Source organism: Polaromonas sp., assembly GCF_029945925.1.
In the GTDB taxonomy this organism is placed as follows: Bacteria; Pseudomonadota; Gammaproteobacteria; order Burkholderiales; family Burkholderiaceae_C; genus Polaromonas.
The window spans coordinates 28,259-48,038 of sequence record NZ_JAQSDN010000002.1; the positions used below are offsets into that span (position 1 = coordinate 28,259).

A 19,780-nucleotide genomic window follows, 5' to 3' on the forward strand; every position below is an offset into this window, starting at 1 on the left:
GTTTGCATGCCAACCTTGGCGCAATCATCCCGTTTGCGCAGCAGCTGCTGTCTCACCAGCTTCTCTACCCCAAGGAATATCGCATGACCTCCACAAGACGTTCACTGCTCAGTCAAGCCTCCATCGCTGCTGCTGCCGGAACCGCGCTCGGCTTTCCCATGATCGCCCGTGCCCAGCAAACTTTCAGCTGGAAAATGACCAGCGCCTACGGCAAGGGCTCACCGTTTTACATGGAAGGGCCGGGCAGTGCGACCGACCTGGCCAAACGCATCGACACGATGTCGGGCGGGCGTCTGAAGATCCAGGTGTTTGGTGCGGGCGAGCTGATTCCGGCGCTGGAAGGCTTCGACGCGGTGCGTGCCGGCACGGTGGAGATGAACCACGCCAACAGCTACTTCTGGACCGGCAAGACCTTTGCCGCGCAGTACTTCACGGCGGTGCCGTTTGGCCTGAACTTCCAGGGTATCAACGGCTGGCTTTACGACGGCGGCGGCCAGCAGTTGTGGAACGAGGTGTACGCGCCCTTCGGTATGGTCGCCATGCCCTGCGGCAACACCGGCGTGCAGATGACCGGCTGGTTCAAGAAGGAGATCAAGTCGAGTGCAGACCTCAAGGGCCTGAAGATGCGTATTCCCGGCCTGGCCGGACGTGTCTATGCCGCGCTCGGTGTGGACGTGAAGCTGCTGCCCGGCGGCGAGATTTTCCCGGCTCTGGAGCGCGGCGTGATCGACGCGGCCGAGTTTGTCGGCCCCTTCCAGGACCGCAAGCTGGGCCTGCACAAGGCGGCCAAGTACCTCTACACCACGGGCTGGCATGAGTCGGCCACAGTGTCGGAACTGCTGATCAACAAGGCCGCCTGGGACAAGCTGCCCAAGGACCTGCAGGCCGTGGTCGAAAACGCCGCGGCCGCCTGCAATGTCATCAGCGAAGCCTGGTGCCAGCGCAACAATGCCGAGGCCATGGACGACCTGGTGAAAAACCAGGGCGTGATCGCCAAGCCGCTGCCCGACGAGGTGCTCAAAAAGCTGCGCGAGGTCACCAACCAGGTGCTGGCCGAGGCGGTGGCCAAGGACGCGATGACCAAAAAAGTGCACGACTCCTACATGGCGTACAAGAAAAAGTACGACGCCTGGGCCGGCTACAGCGAAGGTCCGTACCACAACAAGATCCTGACGGCCTGAACCGGTCATGACAGCTGCAAAAATTGCCGGCGCCTCCGGGGGCGCCGCCGGGCCTGCGCGCGCCTTCGTGGCGCGTGTTGAGCGCGCGGTGGACCTGATCGGCCGCGCGGCCTCCTGGCTCACGCTGGCCATCGTGGTATTGATGGCCGTTGACGTGCTGATGCGTTACGCCTTCAGCATCGGCTCGGTCTGGGCGCAAGAGCTCGAGTGGCACCTGCTGGCGCCGCTGGTGCTGTTCGGCATGACCTACGCGCTGCTCAAGGGTGAACATGTACGTGTGGATGTGTTCTACGCGCGCTACTCGCCGCGTACCCAGGCGGCGGTCGATCTGCTGTCGGCGCTGCTGGCCATCGCGATGGCGGCGCTGGTGATTCGCTACTCGATCCAGTTCGTGAGCCAGTCCTATGTGATCAACGAAATCTCCTCAGACCCGGGCGGCCTGACGCACCGCTGGGTGCTCAAGGCGCTGATCCCGCTGGGTTTTGCGGTGTTCGGCCTGATGGCGGCGGCGCAGGGCGTGGGCGCTGCGCTGCGCCTGTTCGGCCCGCAGCCGACCGCAGCGCCGGAGGGCAAGCCATGAGCATGAACGAATGGCTGGCGATCGGCCTGCTGATCGGTTTTTTCCTGATGCTGATGGGCGGCATCCCCGTCGGCATCACGCTGGCCGCCAGCGGCTTCATCTTCGGCTTCATGGGCTTCGGTGAATCGCTGTTCAACCTGCTGCCGGCGCGCATCTACGGCGTGGTGGCCAACTACCAGTGGCTGGCGATTCCGCTGTTTGTTTTCATGGGCGTGATGCTGGAAAAATCGCGCCTGGCGGAAGACCTGCTCGACGTGATCGGCCACCTGGCCGGCGGGCTGCGCGGCGGCATGGCGCTGGGCATCATCGGTGTGGGTGTGCTGATGGGGGCGACCACCGGCATCGTCGGCGCCACCGTGATCACGCTGGGCCTGCTGACCCTGCCGACGCTGCTGCGGCGCGGTTACGACCCGGCGATCTCGTGCGGCGCGATCTGCGCCTCGGGCACGCTGGGGCAGATCATCCCGCCCAGCCTGGTGCTGATCCTGCTGTCCGACATCATGCAGCTGTCGGTGGGCACGCTGTTTGCCGCGGCGGTGTTTCCGGGCCTGATGCTGGCCGGGCTGTACGTGAGCTGGATCGTGATTTACGGCATGATCCGGCCCGATTCGATGCCGCCGGTGCCGCAGGCCGAGCGCGACGCAGTGTCACGCGCGCAGCTGTGGCTGCGCGTCGTCAAGGTGGCGCTGCCGCCGGTGGCGCTGGTGCTGTCGGTGCTGGGCTCCATCATCGGCGGCATTGCCGCGCCGACCGAGGCCGCCTCGATGGGCGCGCTGGGCTCCATCCTGGTGGTGGCGCTGGCGCGCCGGCTGTCGCTGGCGGTGCTGCGCGACGTGATGCAGACCACCACGCGCATTTCGGCCATGGTGCTGTTCATCCTGATCTGCTCGCAGGTCTTCAGCCTGGCGTTTCGCGGCCTGCAGGGTGAAAAGCTGATCGAGGACCTGTTCGCGTTTTTGCCGGGCGGCATCAACACCGCGGTGTGGTTCCTGATGGGCCTGATCTTTGTGCTCGGCTTTTTCATCGAGTGGATAGAGATCAGCTACATCGCCGTGCCGCTGTTTTTGCCGATCTTCGCGGCGGCCGGCGTGGACATGGTCTGGCTCGCGATGATGATCACCGTGAACCTGCAGACCTCGTTTCTCACGCCACCGTTCGGCTGGGCGCTGTTTTTCCTGCGCGGCGTGGCGCCGCCGGGCGTGACCACGCGCCACATCTACCTGGGCGTGATTCCGTTTGTGGGCCTGCAGATCCTGGGCATTGTGCTGATCTTTTCCTTCCCGGCGATTGCGACCTGGTTGCCCAAGGCTATCGGCTGGTAGGCAGTTTTTGCAGACTCCTAGCGCGCGATCAGCACCGGCACCGGCGACTCGGCCGCCACTTTGGAGGCCACGCTGCCCAGCACGAGCCGGGCGATGCCAGTGCGGCCATGGGAGCCTATGACCACCAGGTCTGCACCTTCGTCCTTGATCGTCTGGACAATGCCGCTGACGGCCGACACGTTCTCGGCCATGCGCGCCTCAAGCTTGACGCCCACGTCCGGCGCACCGCAGAGCGCCGCGACCTTGGCATGGGCCTGCGCCGCGTGTTGCTGGGCGGCTGCCATGTAAGCCTGAAAACCCAGCGGGTTGGTCTCGCCGATGCTCAGGTAGGGGTAGGGGTCCATCACGTACAGCGCGGTGAGTTTTGCGCCGTGTGTGCGCGCCAGATTGACAGCGAGTTCGGCCGCGTGGGTAGAGGCTTCAGAGCCGTCGGTGGCCAGAAGAATGTTCTTGAACATGGGGGCCTTGTCTGATGAAGATGAACAGACCCTTATCTTGCGGGGGTGGGCGGCCGCTTTATTGATGTGCATCAAGCCAGACGCAGAGGCACCCCCCTATATTGGCCGCATGACAACCCATTCTGCCGCGCACGACCCGGGCCATTCCAGCGAGCCGCTGACCGGTTTTTCCCAATGCCATCTGGGCATTCTGTCGAAGCTTCAGGCCTTCGAGGAATTGCCTGCGCTTCAGGCGGCTGCGGCGCAGGCGCGAACCATTGCCACCGACACGCTGGCCCTGTTCCACCACGCGGTGTACGAGCACCATGCGGACGAGGAGCGCGAGCTGTTTCCCGCCGTGTTGCGCAGCGCCGGCCGGGGCCGGGAGGCCGAGGAGGTCCAGGTCATGGTGCAGCGCCTGACCGCGGAGCACCGCCAGATCGAGGCGATGTGGAAAAAGCTGGAGCCTGCCGTCAAGGCCGTGGCGAAGTCCCAGTCTGTCGATCTGGACCTGGGTGCCGTGGAGGAACTGGTGCACGCCTATTCCTCACATGCGCGTTTCGAGGAGGATTATTTTCTGCCCCTGGCCGAAACCATTCTGGGCCGCAACGGCAACCACATGGAGGCGCTGGGCCTGTCGCTTCACCTGCGGCATACCCCGCAGCCTGTCGGGCATATCTGAGAGGCTGAGTCCGCGCCGGTGTGACGGGGTTACTGCCTGCATCGCTGTACGATAGCCGGTGGCGCTCGGGGCGATGGATTCCGAGGCAGTATTCCTCACATCGGTGCATTCCATGAAAAGTCATTCAAGCCCGGGCGGACTCGTTTATTCGACCGACGCGGGGCGCATGTGCCCGGCTTGCCGCAAGGCGCTGGCCCAGTGTGTGTGCCGCCAGACGCGGCCGCTGGCCGCGTCCGACGGCATTGTCCGGGTGTCGCGCGAAACCAAAGGCCGCGGGGGCAAAAGCGTGACCGTCGTCAAGGGGCTGGCGTTGCAGGACGCTGCGCTGGTCCTCGTCGGCAAACAGCTCAAGACGGCCTGCGGTTCGGGCGGCACGGTCAAGGACGGCGTGATCGAAGTGCAGGGCGACCATGCCGCGCTGGTGGTGGACTTGCTCACCAAACAGGGCTGGACCGTCAAGCGTGCGGGCGCATGAAGCCTGAAGACCTGCAACTGCTGGTGACGCGCGAGATGCCTTTCGGCAAGTACAAGGGGCGGCTGATCGCCGACCTGCCGGGCAACTATCTGGCGTGGTTTGCCCGCGAAGGTTTCCCCAGGAACGAGATCGGTCGCCTGCTGGCGCTGATGCTGGAAATCGACCACAACGGGCTGGGCGGCCTGCTGGAGCCCTTGCGCCAGCGCTGACCCGGGGGGCTTGTTTCCGGGCAGCGCCAGGCATACGATGAACAGGCCGTTGCGCGAAGGGCGCACAGCGGCATTCTGGACACAGCCGGGAGGCCTTATGCCGCAATTGATCGCATCGGTCGAGGGAGTCGAAATCAAGCATGTCCACCTGCGCAAGGACCGGACCACGCTGGGCCGGCGGCCGCACAACGACATTGTGTTCAACAACCTGGTGGTCAGCGGCGAGCACTGCGTGTTTGAACTGGAAGGCCTGGCCGACGTGTATGTCGAAGACCTGGGCAGCACCAATGGCACCTATATCAACGGCAAGATGATCAAGTCACGGCAATTGCTGCACGACAACGACATCATCGCCATCGGAAATTTCAGGGTCCAGTACCTCTCGGCCTCGGAAGATTCCGGCTACCACGAGACTGCGGCGATGAAGCTCGATGGGCACGCCGCGCCGGGTGGGAGTGGCACGCTGCACGCCAGCTTCAAGGTGCTCTCGGGTTCTTCGGCCGGACTGGAGGTGCCTGTGGTCAAGGCGGTGACCACTTTCGGCAAGCCCGATGTCAGCGTCGTGGCCGTCTCCCACCGGCGCTACGGCTACTACGTGGCCCACCTGGCAGGTGGGGTTGCGCCGACGCTCAATGGCCAGCCGATAGGTGCCGACGCGGTGCCGCTGGCCCACAACGACGTGCTGGAACTGGCAGGAACCAGCATGCAGTTTTTGCTCAAGGACAGTTAGCGACCCGTCTCGGGCGGCTTTCCGGGAAGGGCGGTATTCCATACTTTTCGGTAATTAATACAAAAGATTGACAGGGTTTGCAAACCTTTTTTTATGTAATTCCATACCCAGATCCTTCAGCAATACGAAGAAGAATCAAGAAGAAGAAGAACAGGCTACGCACAGAGCTTGTTTTGAAGGCGCCGCCCCGGCGCCTGTCTCAGGCCCCTTCACGGTCATTCAGCACCGAAGCTGCGTTCCGCGTGAACGCTAAATTCTCTATCCAGAGACAAGTTTTCTATCGAGGCGCAGGCCTAACCTATAGACTATGAGCGTTCATACATTAATCAGGGAAGGCCGCAAGCGGCTGGCCATGAGCGAGCAGCAGTTTGCTGACGCAGCAGGCGTCAGCCGCGGGGCCGTACAACAATGGGAAAGACCAGGCGGCACCGCGCCAAAACGTTCCAACCAGCGCAGGGTGGCAGAGCTGCTTGGCGTTTCCGTGGCCGAGTTGATGTCGGGTGGTTCCAATGTCAGCCCGGGCTTTGACGTGAGGGCTGAAGTGCCGCTGATCTCGGAAGTGCAGGCCGGAAATTACACGGTCATTGACAACTTCAAGCCCAAGGACGGGCTGGAAAGGGTGCCGGTGACCATTGCCATCAAGCGGCACACCTTTGCGCTGCGTGTTCAGGGGGACAGCATGGTTGGCGACAGCCTCGATTCCTTCCCCGAAGGCTCCCTGCTGATTGTGGAGCCCGAAATGCAGGCCGTGCCGGGCGACTATGTGATCGCTCTCAACGGCGAGAACCAGACGACCTTCAAGCAGCTCATCAGGGATGGCGGTGAGCTGTTTCTCAAGCCGCTCAATGTGCGCTACCCCATCCGTCCCCTGGGCACTGCCGAGATCATCGGCGTCGTGCGCGAATTCACCAAAAAATTCCGCTAGCCAAGGTGATCGGCGCAGATCGCTGGACACCTGCCCGGGTTCCACCAGGGGCCACTCGGTCGGGATTGGCGTATTCGGGATAAAAATATATCGTTTTAGATAGAAAAGTCATCTTTTCCCAGCTATGTGGTTAGACTTCCCCGAAAGAGGGAGTGCGCGTGTTCCATGATTTGACGGGACCCTGGGCTTGGGGGCGTTGCTGCTGTTGCCTGCGACCGGCGTCAACACATCCTGCTTCACGGAATGCATCTGCGTCGCGGTGCCCTCCGCAGCATGAGTGCCCCGAGCCGGTGGCCCATCACGGCGCGCGAGCTGGTCGTTCCCGATGGACACGAAATGCGGCATTCCCTGTGTGATGGTCAGGGGCGGCCGGCAGCAGTTGCGAAAGCGCTGCGCGCGCTGCTTCGGTGCTTCGTTTGGTAACTGTTCCGGACGCCATGTTTTGACCGGCGGGGCGTTTGTGATTTATGCTGGCTGCCAGACGCAGGGTTGCGCCCGGCAGTGTGTCCACACAAGAAGGAGATACCGTGAACCTATCCACATGGCTGATGACCGCGCTGGGCCTTTTGCTGGGCGTCGGTCTGGGGGTTCTGGCGCATTGGAGCTGGTCGCGCCGCCGCGTCGAGGAGAAGCTGCGTTTGCCTGCGCGCTGGCTGCTCAACGCCCGCGGCCTGATGACCAGCGAGGAGCAGGAGGTGTGGAAGTGGCTGCGCACGGCTTTTGCGGACCATGCGGTGATGATCAAGGTGCCGGTCATGCGTTTCACGATTCCGAGCACCAAAAACCGGCCCGAAAACAAGGACCAGCAGTGGCACGAGCTGCTGGAGGGGGTTTACTGCAGCTTCACCGTCTGCACGCTGGACGGCAAGGTGGTCGGCTGTGTCGACGTGCCCGGCAAACGGGGTCTGACCAGGGCGCAAAAGGACATGAAGGAAAGCCTGTTGCTGGAATGCGGCATCGGCTACACCACGGTGCGCAGCGGCAGCCTGCCCGCGGGCGGTGCCATGCGGGCGGCATTTTTGGGCGAAGTCCCGATGTCGGAGGCCGAGGCCGACGAAACCCGCGGCGGCGATAGCAGCTTTCATGCGGCGCTCGACGAGTTCACCAGTGAAAAGGTGCGCGCCGCCAAGGCCGCGGCCCTCAAGGAGCTCAAGGACAAACAGGCAGCCGACACCGACCCCCGGGAGAAAAATCGCAACGTCGGTTTCAACCCGGATGGCACCGGGTCCTTCACCACCCGTGACAAGCCGGGCCGTTTTGCGACCCCCTGGGAAGACTCCTTCACCATGCCCGGCCGATAGCCGGCGCAGGCGGCCTGGGCCGCCTTTTTTCTCGGCCCTGAAAGTCCCGTCCTACAGACAGTCGCGTGCGTGGCGCTGCCCGGCGGGCGTGATCTCCCTCAGACCGGGAGCGTCCGTCTCCCTAGACTGGGGGCATCTTTCACCGTTCAGGAGCACAACATGATCAAAACCAACCTCACATTTCGCGCGCGCCACGCATGGGCCGGCTTGGGGCTGTCCCTGCTCATGGGGGCTGCGCTGGCGCAGGCGCCCATCACGGCAACCGGCACCACGGGCATTGATGCCTCGGGCAATACGCAGAAGGAGCGCGCCGCCTGTATGGAGGGCCGGTCCCAGCAGGACCAGGCCACCTGCCTCAGGGAAGTGAACAATGCCGCTGCCGAAAAACGCAGCGGCAAGCTCGACAACAGCGGCGCCCAGTTCGAGGCCAACGCCCGCCTGCGCTGCGAAGCGCTCACGGGCGAAGACCGCGCGGCTTGTCAAGCCCGTGTGATCGGCTATGGCAACGCCAGCGGCAGTGTCGCCGGCGGCGGGGTGATTCGCGAAGTCGAAGCCGTGGTCGTGCCGGTCGGCGCCACGTCGGTCCGCATCGAGCCGCAGACCAATGCGCCGGTGCTGCTCGTACCGGTCCCCGTCCCGCAAAAATAGGTAAAGTAAGGCATGGCATGGCATGGCATGGCAGGCCGGACCGACATGACCACCAATGAAAGCAGGCGCCTTTGACTGACAAGCCCAGACATTTCTCCATGTTGCGGGAGTTCCACCTAGCGGACTTCCTCACGCTGTGTAATGCGGCCTGCGGGGTCGCGGGTGTTTTCCTGGCCATGCTGTACGCGGTGGAGGGGGACAAGGCCTGGTTTTATGCGGCGGCGGCCATGGCGCCCGCTGCCTTCATTTTTGACGTGCTCGACGGACGCGTGGCGCGCTGGCGCAGCCAGCATTCGGCACTGGGGCGTGAGCTCGATTCGCTGGCGGACATCATTTCCTTTGGCGTGGCGCCTGCGGCGCTGGCGTTTGCTGCGGGCCTGCGTGGCGGCTGGGACTGGGTTGCGCTGATTTACTTCGTCTGCTGCGGCGTGAGCCGGCTGGCACGGTACAACGTCACGGCCGAAACGCTGTCGGCAGGCGCCGCCAAGGTGGCTTATTTCGAGGGCACACCGATTCCCACCAGCGTGCTGCTGACCGCCTTGCTGGCCGTGGCGGCCTGGCAGGACCGCCTGGGTGATCAGCTCTACGGCGGTGTCTGGATGGTCGGCCCCTGGGCGCTGCATCCCTTGTCCCTGCTATTTGTCCTGTCCGGTACCCTGATGCTGAGCAAGACGCTGCGTATTCCCAAGCTCTAAGCCCGAATTCCCGGGTCGGCAGAGTTATGTCATGATGCTGAATTGGCCTCCAGCCCTTGTGGGTACTGCGCAGGCAGCTATCAAAAAGTGAGTTCTGGGCGATGCGTGGTGCGCGCTTCGTTTCCCTTTGTCAGCCTGCGCTGACAGTGGCTTTCAGATTCCGCCTATGGCAGACGCTCTGCCTTCCCTCGAAAATAGGCTTATGTCCAGCCATCCAGATACCAACCACCAGTCAGCCTGGTTGTCCGGCACACCGCCCCGGCGGGTGCTGCGGTCGTTGGTAGCCTATGTTTCGGCGGTTTCCGTGGGTATTGCCGCCGTGGCCGCACTGGTGACCGCGGAGGTTCCGTTGGACGCCTGGATCGCCCCGTTCTGATCCCATGTCGTCCACCCATCGCCCCCATCCTTCCGAAAATGGTGAGCCCCTGTCGCCTGGCGGGAAAACCGTGCCTGCGCCGGCTGAATTTCCGGTCGAGCCTGACCTCGGTCCCGTGCCCGCGCCGGCGCGTCCGGAAGAGCCTGGCACGGTTCAGCCCGCCATTTAAGGCTTGGGCCATGTCTGCTCCCCTCTCGAAAGCGCAGCAGGCCCTGGCAGACTATGACGAGGCGCGGGCGGACTACATGCGTTTTCTGAGCATGGACCCGCCCGACTACAAGGCGGTCAACGACGCAATGGTGGCCATGGACGAAGCTCATATCCGCTTCAAGCTGGCGATGGGCGACTTCGATCCACCGACCCATCTGCGTCCTCTGTAGCGACCCTGGCGGGCTGCCGCCTATACCCGGCTGATCCCACCGCCTTCTCGCGGGTACCTACAATCGCGGCACCACGCCACGGCCGTCCGGCCCCCTACCGAAAGTCCCCTGTGCAAGACTGCTTTGACGACATTGCCAAATTCAAGGCAGTGCTGGCGGACCATGGGGTTCCCGGTGCGTTGGCCTTCCTGAACCGGCGCGCGCCGCACCGCTACACGGCCATCTACAAGCTCGATGGTGACGTGATGCTGAACGTGGGCATCCACGACCGGCTCGGACAGGTGGTGTCCCCCTTGTCACCCACGCCCCGTGACCACTCGCTGTGCAGTTATGTGCAGCCCGCTCAGGCCTTCGTCAGCGAAGACGTCCTGACCGATGCGCGCCTGGCCACCCATTTCCAGCGCGGGGTGATCAATGCCTATGTTGGTCTGCCGCTGTCGCGCGGTCCCCGGCATCTCTACGGCACGCTGTGCCAGATGGACCCCGAAGCCCGGCACCTGCCCGAAGGCGAATACCGCTTTCTGGAAATGATTGCGCCGCTGCTGCTCGATCACCTGGACTGACGCCGTTGGCCGCACCGGCGGCGCGCGGGTAGGTAGGTGGTCTCCGACAACCGGAGATTCAGTTGACCTATGCGGCGGGCGCCACGGCTTGTCCACAATGAAAGGCATGAAGGGACCGGATCAGCCGACCCTGCACTGTGGTTCCATCAAGCCGGAGATGAAATGCAGGCACACCTCACCACTTCTCACATGCGCCCCACCGTTGCCTTGGCCGACTACGATTTTTTGCGGGCAACCTACGACATGCTGCTGCGCGCGCCGGTGCCCGACCGGCGTGCCATCGACGCGGCCTTCGCCGCACTGGACGCGGCCCACGCGCGCCTGAAGGCGGCCCACTTGCAACTGGTGTTCGGCCTGCTGAACTAGGAGCCTGTCGGGGCGGCGTCTGCACGTGGCCAACTGCATTGCCGAAACCGCCCGTGGCGTGCCGCTGCCGCAGGCTTGATGGCTGAGGCCCGGGCTTGCGGGGCGCATGTTTACGGTTTCTGCTGAAAGGGCCGCGCAGCCCTTTCCCTGCAAGCGCAAGCAGCTATCAAATAAATAGCATTCGAAATAGAATTTTGGTCTTCGCGACCGGGGACGCCTGGGTTCAGAGATTCAGGGTTCAGGGTTCAGGGGTTCAGGGGTTCAGTGGTTCAGGGGTTCAGCAGGATGGTGACCAGCAGCGAGGCGGCCGTGGTGGCTTTCAGCGCATGCGGTTCGCCGCCGGGCAGGGCCATCAGTTCACCGGCTCCCAGCGTGCGCGAAAGTCCGGGGGTGCTGACCACGGCTTCACCCTCCAGGCATTGGATGGTGATTTCGCCGGACACCTGGTGTTCGGGCACGTTCTGGCCGGCCGCCAGCACCAGGCGCATCAGCTGCAGTTTCCCGGTCTTGAGCAGGCTGTGGGTTTTGACGTCCTGCAGCTTGCCGGCGAGGGGCTGCACATTGATGATATCGAGCGGTTGCGCGTGGTCCAGTGCCATGGTGTTATTCCTTCGGGGTCTGTTGTCACACTAACCAGCCCCGGGGGTTTTGTCCATAGGCAGGATTCGCCGGCGCTGGCTGCCGCGTGTGCGGTGGAATGTGCGGTGGATAATGGGCGCCAAAAAGGGGCTTTCCGCCACGCACATGCCTGACCTCCCGTGCTTCCGACACCTTGTCCGCCCGCGTGCATGGCTGCGCGGGTTCTCGCTGATGCTGGCGCTGCTGATCTCCCCGCTGCTGCATGCACAGGGCGGCGCGCTGATGATCGGCCAGCAGGGCAGCTACCCGCTGTCGCGCGCCTTCATGGTGCTGGAAGACCCCGGCGGCCAGCTGTCGCTGGACGAGGTGCTGCAGCCGGCGCAGCAGGCGCGCTTCCAAACGGTGGCGCAGATCGGGTCAGCCACCAACTTCGGACTGACCTCGTCGGCCTTCTGGCTGCGCATAACGCTGCAGGCGCAGGCGGATGCGCCTGCGCCGTGGCTGCTGGAGGTCGCTTTTCCGACACTCGACCAACTGGACCTCCACACGTCAAACCCCCGCGGCGGGTTTGAGCACCAGCGCGGCGGCGATCTGTTGCCCTTTGCCAGCCGGGCGGTGCCACACCGCAACCATGTGCTCCCGGTGACGCTGCAGCCCGGCTTGGACACCACGCTTTATCTTCGTGTGCAGTCGCAGGGAACGGTGTCGGTTCCGGCCCGCCTGTGGCAGACCGGGGCGCTGTGGCAACACGACCAGCGGGAGTACGCCGTGCTCAGCCTGTACTTCGGCCTGCTGATCGGCCTGCTGCTCTACAACCTGCTGCTGTTTTTTTCGGTGCGGGACCCGGCTTACCTGATTTATGTGGGTTTTGTCGGTGGCATGGCCATCTCGCAGGCGGCGCTGACGGGACTGGGGGCTCAGTTCCTCTGGCCCGGACAGACCTGGTGGGGCCATGTGGCGTCGCCGGTGGGCCTGTCCGTGTCCGCCGCGTTCGGCCTCCTGTTTGCGTGCAATTTTCTCGGCAGCGCCACCCGCATGCCGCGCTTGAACCGCGTGATGCAAGTGCTGGTCGGTGGCTGGATTTTGACGCTGCTGGTCGCTCTGCTGCTGTCTTACGCGGCCTCTTCCTGGATGGTGACCGGGCTGGCGGTCGTCAGCGTCACGGTGGTGGTGCTGGCCGGCATCCTCAGTGTGCGGGCCCGCTACCACGGCGCACCTTATTTCCTGACGGCCTGGGCCGTGCTGCTGATCGGGGTGATGATCATCGCGCTGCACAACATCGGCATGCTGCCGTCGAACCTGCTGACGACCAATGCGCTGCTGATCGGTTCGGCGCTGGAGATGGTGCTGCTTTCATTTGCGCTGGCCGACCGCATCAATGTGGCGCTGGCCGAAAAGAAACAGGCCCAAGCCGCCAGCCAGGCCGACCAGGCCACGGTCGAAGCCCTGCGCCAGTCGCAGGAGCGTTACCGCGCGGTGCTGCAGGAGCGCGAAACCATACTTGCCAACTCCATCGTCGGCATCGCGTTCCTGACGCCTGAAGGGCGTTTTCGCTGGGCCAACCAGGCCATGCTCGAAATTTTTGCCGCCGGCGACCAGCCGCTGACCTCGATGGAGCCGTTTTACCTGTCGCGCGAGGACTACCTGCGCGTCGGGGGCGAGGTGGCGGCCTGCATCCGGGCGGGCCGGGCTTACGAAACCGAGATCCAGGTCCGCCAGTACACCGGCGCGCACATCTGGATTTCCCTGTCCGGCAAGGCTGTCAGCCCGCGCGACCTGACGCAGGGCACGGTGTGGGTGATGACGGACATCACCCGGCGCAAGGAGCTGGAAGCCGAGCTGGTGCGTACCTCGTCCGTGCGGGAAGCCATTTTGAACAGCGCGCTGGTCGGCATTGTGCTGTCCGCGGCGCGCAGGCTGGAGTGGGTCAACGCCAAGTTCGCCGAGATGATGGACTACCCGCGCGAGGAGCTGATCGGCCGTTCGGCCCTGCGGCTGCACCCGGACGCCGCGGCGTGGGAAAACTTCGGGCAGCGTGCGCGCGAAGCCCTGAAAACCGCCGGTAGCTACACCTGCGAGCAGCAGTTTCAGCGGCGCAACGGCGAGCTGTTCTGGGTGGAGGCGGGCGGCAACTGCCTGCGGCCGCTTGATCCGGAGGCAGGGGTGATCTGGACTTTCCTGGACATCACCGAGCGCAAGAAATCGGAACAGGACACACGCGAGGCGCTGGAGCGGCAGCGGGAACTCAACGAGCTGCGCAGCCGTTTTGTGGCCATGACCAGCCACGAGTTCCGCACGCCACTGGCAAGCATCCTGTCGTCGGGGGAAATCCTCAAGCACTACGGCGAGCGCCTGCCCGCACCCGAAAAGGCGGAAGTGCTTGACACCATTGCGGCCAGTGTGCAACGCATGACGCGCATGCTCGACCGCGTGCTGCTGATCGGCAAGGCCGAGGCGCAGATGCTGGAGTTCGAACCCCAGCCCCTGGATCTTGAGAAACTCTGCCGGCAGCTGGTGCAGGAGGCGCGCACGCTGCAGCCTGACGGCCCGTGCGAGCTGCGCCTGCTGTTTGCGGCCGGCGGCGGGGCGGGGCTGCATGACGAAAAACTGCTCAGGCACATCCTGGGCAACCTGCTGTCCAACGCCGTCAAGTATTCGCCGCTGGGCGGCATCGTGCTGTGCCGTGTCTTTCTGGAGGACCGGCAACTGGTGCTGGAAGTGTCGGATAACGGCATCGGCATTCCCGCCGATGAAATCACCCACCTGTTCGAGTCCTTTCACCGCGCCAGCAATGTTGGCGCCATACCCGGCACCGGCCTGGGCCTGGCCATTGTCAAGAATGCGGTGGAACTGTACGGCGGCACGATTGAAGTCAGCAGCCTGGTGGGCCCGGCCGGTTCAGGCACCTGTTTCACGGTGCGCCTGCCGCTGAGGACCCAGACGCAGGACGCTCTGGTGCAGCCCGCCCTGCTGTAGTAGCTCGAAACCAGTCTTGGGGTCGCCGCTTCAGGACTGTTGCGGGGCCGCTGCGCCGGATGGCGGGCTGAACACTTCCAGCAGGCGGTCGAGCCCGCCCTCGTTGATGGCGACCATGGCCTGTTCGCGCACCTTCGGTTTGGCGTGGTAGGCCACCGAGAGGCCGGCCTCTCCCATCATGGGCAGGTCGTTGGCGCCGTCGCCCATGGCGATGGCCTGGGCGGGCGGGATGTCGAGCATGGCGCAGGTCTGCAGCAGCATCTTTTTCTTCTCCTCGCCGTCGCAGATGTCGCCCCAGGGTTGGTCCACCATGCGGCCGGTCAGCAGGCCGTTCTCGACTTCAAGCACATTCGAGCGCGTGTAGTCGATGCCGAGCTCGTCGCGCACACGGTCGGTGAAAAAGGTGAAGCCGCCGCTGACCAGCAGCACCTTCAGGCCGGCAGCCTTGCAGGCATGCACCAGTTCGGCGGCGCCCGGGTTGAGCTTGAGTCGCTGGTGGTAGACCTCGTCCATGCTGGCTACGCTGACGCCCTTGAGCAGCGCCACACGCCGGCGCAGGCTTTCCTTGTAGTCGGCGATTTCGCCGCGCATGGCCGCTTCGGTGATGGCTGACACCTCGGCCTTGCGGCCGGCGGCGTCGGCGATTTCATCGACACACTCGATGTTGATCAAGGTCGAGTCCATGTCGAAGGCGATCAGCTTGAAGTCGCCGAGTTTGAGGTCAGGTGTGGTGAGCTTGACGGCAAGGCCGGGGAGGGATTCAGCGGGGGTCATGCGGGTGTGGCTTCCGTGGTGGTTTTGGGTTGTCCGAGGGATTTCAGTACGTCGCGAACCATTTGCGCCCGGTCCTTGGGTTCCTTGAGTTCGCGCTCGATGCGCAGCTTGTCGTTGCCGGCCAGCTTGATGTGTCTGTTCTTCTGGATCAAATGCATGATGGCCATCGAGTCGATGGGCGGGTCCTTCTTGAAGGTGATGTTGATCAAGGTGGGCGCGGCATCGACCTTGACCACGCCATAAGGTTTGGCGATGACGCGCAGGCGGTGCACGTCGATCAGGGTCTGCGCCTGCGCCGGCAGTTTGCCGAAGCGGTCCACGATTTCCTCGAGCAGGCTGTCGATCTGGTCGGTGGTTTTTGCAGTGGCCAGCTTTTTGTAAAAGCTCAGTCGCAGGTGCACGTCGCCGCAATAGTCGCTGGGCAGCAGGGCCGGCGCATGCAGGTTGATCTCGGTGCTGACATTGAGAGGCGCCAGCAGGTCGGGCTCCCGGCCGGCCTTGAGTGAGGCCACGGCTTCGTTGAGCATTTCGTTGTAGAGCTGGAAACCGATCTCCATCATGTTGCCGCTCTGGTTTTCGCCAAGCACCTCACCGGTGCCGCGTATCTCCAGGTCGTGCATGGCCAGGTAAAAGCCCGAGCCGAGTTCTTCCATCTGCTGGATGGCTTCGAGCCGCTGGCTGGCCTGTTTGGTCAGGCCTTCGATGTCGGGCACCATCAGGTAGGCATAGGCCTGGTGGTGGCTGCGGCCAACCCGTCCGCGCAGCTGGTGCAGCTGCGCCAGGCCGAACTTGTCGGCGCGGCTCATCACGATGGTGTTGGCCGTCGGCACGTCGATGCCGGTCTCGATGATGGTCGAGCACAGCAGCAGGTTGTAGCGCTGCGCCACAAAGTCCTTCATGACTTTCTCGAGTTCGCGCTCGGGCATCTGGCCGTGCGCGACGGCAATCCGCGCCTCTGGTAGCAGGGCTTCGAGTTTTTCACGGCGGTTCTGGATGGTCTCGACCTCGTTGTGCAGGAAGTAGACCTGGCCGCCGCGTTTCAATTCGCGCAGCACGGCTTCGCGGATCACGCCGTTGCTTTCGCTGCGCACAAAGGTCTTGATCGCCAGCCGTCGCTGCGGCGCGGTGGCGATCACGCTGAGGTCACGCAGGCCCTCGAGCGCCATGCCCAGGGTGCGCGGAATCGGCGTGGCGGTCAGGGTCAGCACATCGACCTCGGCGCGCATGGCTTTCATCGCTTCCTTGTGGCGCACGCCGAAGCGGTGTTCCTCGTCGATGATGAGCAGGCCCAGGCGCTGGAACTTCACGTCCTGGCTCAGCAGCTTGTGCGTGCCGACCACGATGTCGATGCTGCCGTCGGCGATGCCCTTGATGGCGGCGGTGATTTCCTTGCCCGAGCGGAAGCGGCTCATCTCGGCGACCTTGACCGGCCATTTGGCAAAACGGTCCACCAGCGTCTGGTAGTGCTGCTCGGCCAGCAGGGTGGTGGGCGCCAGCAGCGCCACCTGCTTGCCGCCGGTGATGGCGATGAAAGCGGCGCGCAGCGCCACCTCGGTCTTGCCGAAGCCGACGTCGCCGCAGACCAGGCGGTCCATGGGGCGCGGGCTGATCATGTCCTGGATCACGGCGTGAATCGCGGCGCGCTGGTCGGCGGTTTCCTCGAAGCCGAAGTCGTTGGCAAAACTTTCGTAGTCGTCCGGTGAATAGCGGAAGGCGTGGCCTTCGCGCGCGGCGCGGCGGGCGTAGATGTTGAGCAGTTCGGCAGCCGAGTCGCGTACCTGCTCGGCGGCCTTGCGCTTGGCTTTTTCCCACTGGCCGCTGCCCAGGCGGTGCAACGGCGCCTCGTCGGCGCTGACGCCGGTGTAGCGGCTGATCTGCTGCAACTGGCTGACCGGCACATACAGGGTCGCATCGTCGGCGTATTGCAGGTGCAAAAACTCGGCGTTGCCCTGGCCCAGGTCCATGTTGACCAGGCCCTTGTAGCGGCCGATGCCGTGCGCGCTGTGCACCACCGGGTCGCCGACATTGAGCTCGGACAGGTCCTTGATCAGCGCCTCGACGTCGCTGACCTGTTCCTGCTTGCGGTTGCGGCGCCGGGTGACGACACCCGCGGCAAACAGTTCTGTTTCGGTGACGAAGTCAATGTCGCCGGCCAGCCAGCTGAAGCCGGTGTTCAGGGCCGCCGTGGCGATGCCGAGTTTTTCGCTGCTGTGCTGGAAGTCTTCCAGCGAATCAAAAGCCGGCGGACTGACACTGCTGGCGCGCAGGAAATCGAGCAGGCTTTCGCGCCGGCCGTCGCTTTCGGCCAGCAGCAGCACCCGCTGCGGTGTGTTGCGGATATGCGCCTTCAGGCGGGCCAGCGGGTCTTCCGCGCCGCGCACCACCGACATGGGCGGTAGTGAATTGAAGTCGGCGTAGGGGGAGCCCTCACCCCTGCCCTCTCCCAGAGGGAGAGGGAGTAAATCCGCTTTGATCCTCACTTCCGCTGGGAGAGGGAGTAAATCCCCGGTAATCCCCTCTCCCTCTGGGAGAGGGCCAGGGTGAGGGCTTCGCGCCTTCAACGCGAGCTGCGCGTAGTCGTTGGCGCGGGCGTAAAACTGCTCGGTGCCCAGGAACAGCGCTTCCGGCGGCAAGGCCGGGCGGTCCGGCGCGTCCCGCACCAGGCGGTAGCGGTCTTTGGTGTCCTGCCAGAAACGCTGGAAGGCCGGCTCCAGGTCGCCGTGCAGCACCACGGTGGCGTCGCTGCCGAGGTAGTCGAACACGGTGGCCGTGTCGTCGAAAAACAGCGGCAGGTAATACTCGATGCCGGCCGTCGCCACGCCGTTGCCGATGTCCTTGTAGATGCGGCTCTTGGTCGGGTCGCCGTCCAGCAGTTCGCGCCAGCGGTTCCTGAACTTGGCGCGTGCGTCGTCATCCATCGGGAATTCGCGGCCCGGCAGCAGGCGCACTTCCGGCACCGGGTACAGGCTGCGCTGGCTGTCGGGGTCGAAGGTGCGGATGGAGTCGATCTCGTCGTCGAACAGGTCCACGCGGTAAGGCACGGCCGAGCCCATGGGAAACAGGTCGATCAGTCCGCCGCGCACCGCGTATTCGCCGGGGCTGACCACCTGCGAGACATGGATGTAGCCGGCCAGGGTCAGCTGGCTCTTGAGTTTGGCCTCATCGAGCTTTTGCTTGACCTTGAAGTGAAAGGTGTAGCCGGCCAGGAAGGACGGCGGCGCCAGGCGGTACAGCGCCGTGGTGGCCGGCACGATGACCACATCGGCGCCGGTTTCCTTGTCGTGCTGGCTGATGCGCCACAGGGTGGCCAGGCGTTCGCTGATCAGGTCCTGGTGGGGCGAGAAGGTGTCGTAGGGCAGGGTTTCCCAGTCGGGAAACAGGGCGCAGCGCAGGGCCGGTGCAAAAAAGGCCAGCTCGTCCAGCAGGCGTTGCGCCGTGGCCGCGTCCGCGGTGACGATGGCAGTGAGCCGGCCGGCCGCTTTTTCCCTCAGGCCCAGCTGCGCCAGCAACAGGGCGTCGGCGGAGCCGGCGGGTTGCGGCAGGGTGTAGCGTTTGCCAGGGAGCAGTTTGGGTAAATCCATGAAGCAGTCGGAATTAGGTAACAGGAAAGCGGCGGAAAAAAGGAAAACACCCCAAACGGTGCAGAGTGGGGTGTGAACGGCCCTGGCTGGCCTTGGAAGCCCCGATTTTAGAATCTATGATCAAGCCATGACGCCGATCCCGCCGAAATCCCTGGTTCCCCGCTTTTATGCGCTGATTCCGTGTGCGGGTCAGGGCATGCGCGCCATGGGTGACAACGCGGCGCAGGGCGCAGCCGCGGCCTTGCCCAAGCAGTACCAGCCGATCGCCGGCGTGCCCATGGTGCAGCACACGCTACGGGCCTTTGCCGGGGTGGCGCGTATCAATTCCTGCCTCGTGGTGGTGGCCCCCGGCGACGATTTTTTCAGCGGGGCAGCCCGGGCCGGGTATGAGGTGGCGCCCTGCGGCGGCGCCACACGTGCCGCCAGCGTGCTCAATGGCCTGCAGCAGCTGGCTGCCAGCGGCGCCGAACCCGATGACTGGGTGCTGGTCCACGATGCGGCGCGTTGCCTGGTCACGCCCGCGCTGATCGACCGCTTGATCGATGCCTGCCACTGCGACCCGGTGGGCGGCCTGCTGGCCCAGCCGGTGCCCGACACGCTCAAGCAGGGACGGGACGAACGCGTGGTCGCCACCGTGGACCGCTCGGACAAATGGCTGGCCCAAACGCCGCAGATGTTCCGCCTGGGCGCCCTGACGCAGGCCCTGAAGATGGCGCAGACCCTGGGCGAGCCGGTGACCGATGAAGCCAGTGCCATGGAAGCGGCCGGTGTGGCGCCGCAGCTGGTGCGCGGCAGTGCCCACAACTTCAAGGTCACCTACCCGGAAGATTTTTTGCTGGCCGAAGCCCTGATCAAAAGCCGGACTCCGGCAAAGCCGCGAGTGCGCAAACCCGCCGCACCGAAAGCTGCGCAGAAAGTTTTATCTGATGACACCGGCCGCGAATCCATCTGACTCCACATGTGGGGAGAGCGTGGGGGTACCCGCTTCAACAGCCGGGGC

21 protein-coding genes are annotated in these 19,780 nt (G+C 64.3%); 17 read left to right on the top strand and 4 right to left on the bottom strand.

The features are described 5' to 3' along the window. Positions 1 to 83 precede the first annotated feature (83 nt). The 3 genes from dctP to PSV40_RS00585 are packed head-to-tail and all read left to right on the top strand — an operon-like array spanning position 84 to position 3,083. Positions 84 to 1,181: a TRAP transporter substrate-binding protein DctP gene (gene dctP, locus PSV40_RS00575; RefSeq protein WP_300533083.1), complete on the top strand. Its 1,098-nt coding sequence runs from the start codon at positions 84 to 86 to the stop codon at positions 1,179 to 1,181. 7 nt (positions 1,182 to 1,188) lie between these two features. After that, positions 1,189 to 1,761 (top strand): TRAP transporter small permease subunit, encoded by a 573-nt coding sequence (locus PSV40_RS00580; RefSeq protein ID WP_300533084.1) that lies wholly within the window; start codon positions 1,189 to 1,191, stop codon positions 1,759 to 1,761. After that, entirely contained in the window at positions 1,758 to 3,083 is a 1,326-nt protein-coding gene (locus PSV40_RS00585) for a TRAP transporter large permease subunit (RefSeq protein WP_300533086.1), read from the top strand. The genes PSV40_RS00580 and PSV40_RS00585 overlap by 4 nt, the downstream gene beginning before the upstream one ends. 17 nt (positions 3,084 to 3,100) lie before the next feature. On the opposite strand, the gene PSV40_RS00590 is transcribed toward PSV40_RS00585, so the two are convergent. Further along, positions 3,101 to 3,541: a universal stress protein gene (locus PSV40_RS00590; protein WP_300533088.1), complete on the bottom strand. Its 441-nt coding sequence runs from the start codon at positions 3,539 to 3,541 to the stop codon at positions 3,101 to 3,103. Between the two features lie 109 nt (positions 3,542 to 3,650). Here PSV40_RS00590 and PSV40_RS00595 point away from each other — a divergent pair, with 109 nt between their 5' ends. From PSV40_RS00595 to PSV40_RS00650, 12 genes are all read left to right on the top strand, one after another. Beyond that, on the top strand, positions 3,651 to 4,202 hold the full coding sequence (locus PSV40_RS00595) for a hemerythrin domain-containing protein (protein ID WP_300533089.1): 552 nt from the start codon (positions 3,651 to 3,653) through the stop codon (positions 4,200 to 4,202). Positions 4,203 to 4,314: 112 nt separating this feature from the next. Then, positions 4,315 to 4,677, top strand: a complete 363-nt coding sequence (locus PSV40_RS00600) for a translation initiation factor Sui1 (RefSeq protein WP_300533091.1) — start codon at positions 4,315 to 4,317, stop codon at positions 4,675 to 4,677. Next, positions 4,674 to 4,886, top strand: a complete 213-nt coding sequence (locus tag PSV40_RS00605) for a DUF3820 family protein (protein ID WP_300533093.1) — start codon at positions 4,674 to 4,676, stop codon at positions 4,884 to 4,886. Before PSV40_RS00600 ends, PSV40_RS00605 begins: the two co-directional genes overlap by 4 nt. Positions 4,887 to 4,983: 97 nt before the next feature. Continuing rightward, positions 4,984 to 5,616 carry an FHA domain-containing protein gene (locus PSV40_RS00610; RefSeq protein ID WP_300533095.1) on the top strand — a complete coding sequence of 211 codons (633 nt, stop codon included), beginning with the start codon at positions 4,984 to 4,986 and terminating at the stop codon, positions 5,614 to 5,616. Between the two features lie 307 nt (positions 5,617 to 5,923). Beyond that, entirely contained in the window at positions 5,924 to 6,541 is a 618-nt protein-coding gene (locus tag PSV40_RS00615) for a S24 family peptidase (RefSeq protein ID WP_300533097.1), read from the top strand. Positions 6,542 to 7,068: 527 nt separating this feature from the next. Continuing rightward, positions 7,069 to 7,842 carry a DUF2726 domain-containing protein gene (locus PSV40_RS00620; RefSeq protein ID WP_300533098.1) on the top strand — a complete coding sequence of 258 codons (774 nt, stop codon included), beginning with the start codon at positions 7,069 to 7,071 and terminating at the stop codon, positions 7,840 to 7,842. A 159-nt stretch (positions 7,843 to 8,001) separates the two neighbouring features. Continuing rightward, on the top strand, positions 8,002 to 8,490 hold the full coding sequence (locus PSV40_RS00625; protein WP_300533100.1) for a hypothetical protein: 489 nt from the start codon (positions 8,002 to 8,004) through the stop codon (positions 8,488 to 8,490). Positions 8,491 to 8,588: 98 nt separating this feature from the next. Further along, complete coding sequence (locus PSV40_RS00630; RefSeq protein ID WP_300533102.1) at positions 8,589 to 9,185, top strand: CDP-alcohol phosphatidyltransferase family protein; 597 nt, start codon at positions 8,589 to 8,591, stop codon at positions 9,183 to 9,185. Positions 9,186 to 9,387: 202 nt separating this feature from the next. Further along, a complete protein-coding gene (locus PSV40_RS00635) occupies positions 9,388 to 9,561 on the top strand; it encodes a hypothetical protein (RefSeq protein ID WP_300533104.1) in 174 nt (57 codons plus the stop codon). A gap of 179 nt (positions 9,562 to 9,740) precedes the next feature. Continuing rightward, on the top strand, positions 9,741 to 9,941 hold the full coding sequence (locus PSV40_RS00640) for a hypothetical protein (protein ID WP_300533106.1): 201 nt from the start codon (positions 9,741 to 9,743) through the stop codon (positions 9,939 to 9,941). A gap of 110 nt (positions 9,942 to 10,051) precedes the next feature. Further along, positions 10,052 to 10,504 carry a hypothetical protein gene (locus PSV40_RS00645; protein ID WP_300533107.1) on the top strand — a complete coding sequence of 151 codons (453 nt, stop codon included), beginning with the start codon at positions 10,052 to 10,054 and terminating at the stop codon, positions 10,502 to 10,504. Positions 10,505 to 10,693: 189 nt separating this feature from the next. Then, a complete protein-coding gene (locus PSV40_RS00650; protein WP_300533109.1) occupies positions 10,694 to 10,870 on the top strand; it encodes a hypothetical protein in 177 nt (58 codons plus the stop codon). A gap of 269 nt (positions 10,871 to 11,139) precedes the next feature. Here the strand turns inward: PSV40_RS00650 and PSV40_RS00655 are convergent, their stop codons facing one another. Continuing rightward, on the bottom strand, positions 11,140 to 11,469 hold the full coding sequence (locus PSV40_RS00655; protein WP_300533111.1) for a cupin domain-containing protein: 330 nt from the start codon (positions 11,467 to 11,469) through the stop codon (positions 11,140 to 11,142). A 145-nt stretch (positions 11,470 to 11,614) separates the two neighbouring features. On the opposite strand from PSV40_RS00655, the gene PSV40_RS00660 reads away from it, so the two are divergent. Then, entirely contained in the window at positions 11,615 to 14,425 is a 2,811-nt protein-coding gene (locus tag PSV40_RS00660; RefSeq protein ID WP_300533112.1) for a 7TM diverse intracellular signaling domain-containing protein, read from the top strand. Between the two features lie 30 nt (positions 14,426 to 14,455). On the opposite strand, the gene serB is transcribed toward PSV40_RS00660, so the two are convergent. Both serB and mfd read right to left on the bottom strand, forming a co-directional pair. Beyond that, the gene (gene serB, locus PSV40_RS00665) at positions 14,456 to 15,199 is read right to left on the bottom strand and encodes a phosphoserine phosphatase SerB (protein WP_300533114.1); all 744 of its coding nucleotides are present in this window, start codon (positions 15,197 to 15,199) and stop codon (positions 14,456 to 14,458) included. Then, on the bottom strand, positions 15,196 to 18,780 hold the full coding sequence (gene mfd / locus PSV40_RS00670; RefSeq protein WP_300533116.1) for a transcription-repair coupling factor: 3,585 nt from the start codon (positions 18,778 to 18,780) through the stop codon (positions 15,196 to 15,198). The genes serB and mfd overlap by 4 nt, the downstream gene beginning before the upstream one ends. Before the next feature lie 127 nt (positions 18,781 to 18,907). On the opposite strand from mfd, the gene ispD reads away from it, so the two are divergent. After that, positions 18,908 to 19,732, top strand: coding sequence for a 2-C-methyl-D-erythritol 4-phosphate cytidylyltransferase (ispD, locus tag PSV40_RS00675; RefSeq protein ID WP_300533118.1), 825 nt, complete (start codon positions 18,908 to 18,910; stop codon positions 19,730 to 19,732). Positions 19,733 to 19,780 lie beyond the last annotated feature (48 nt).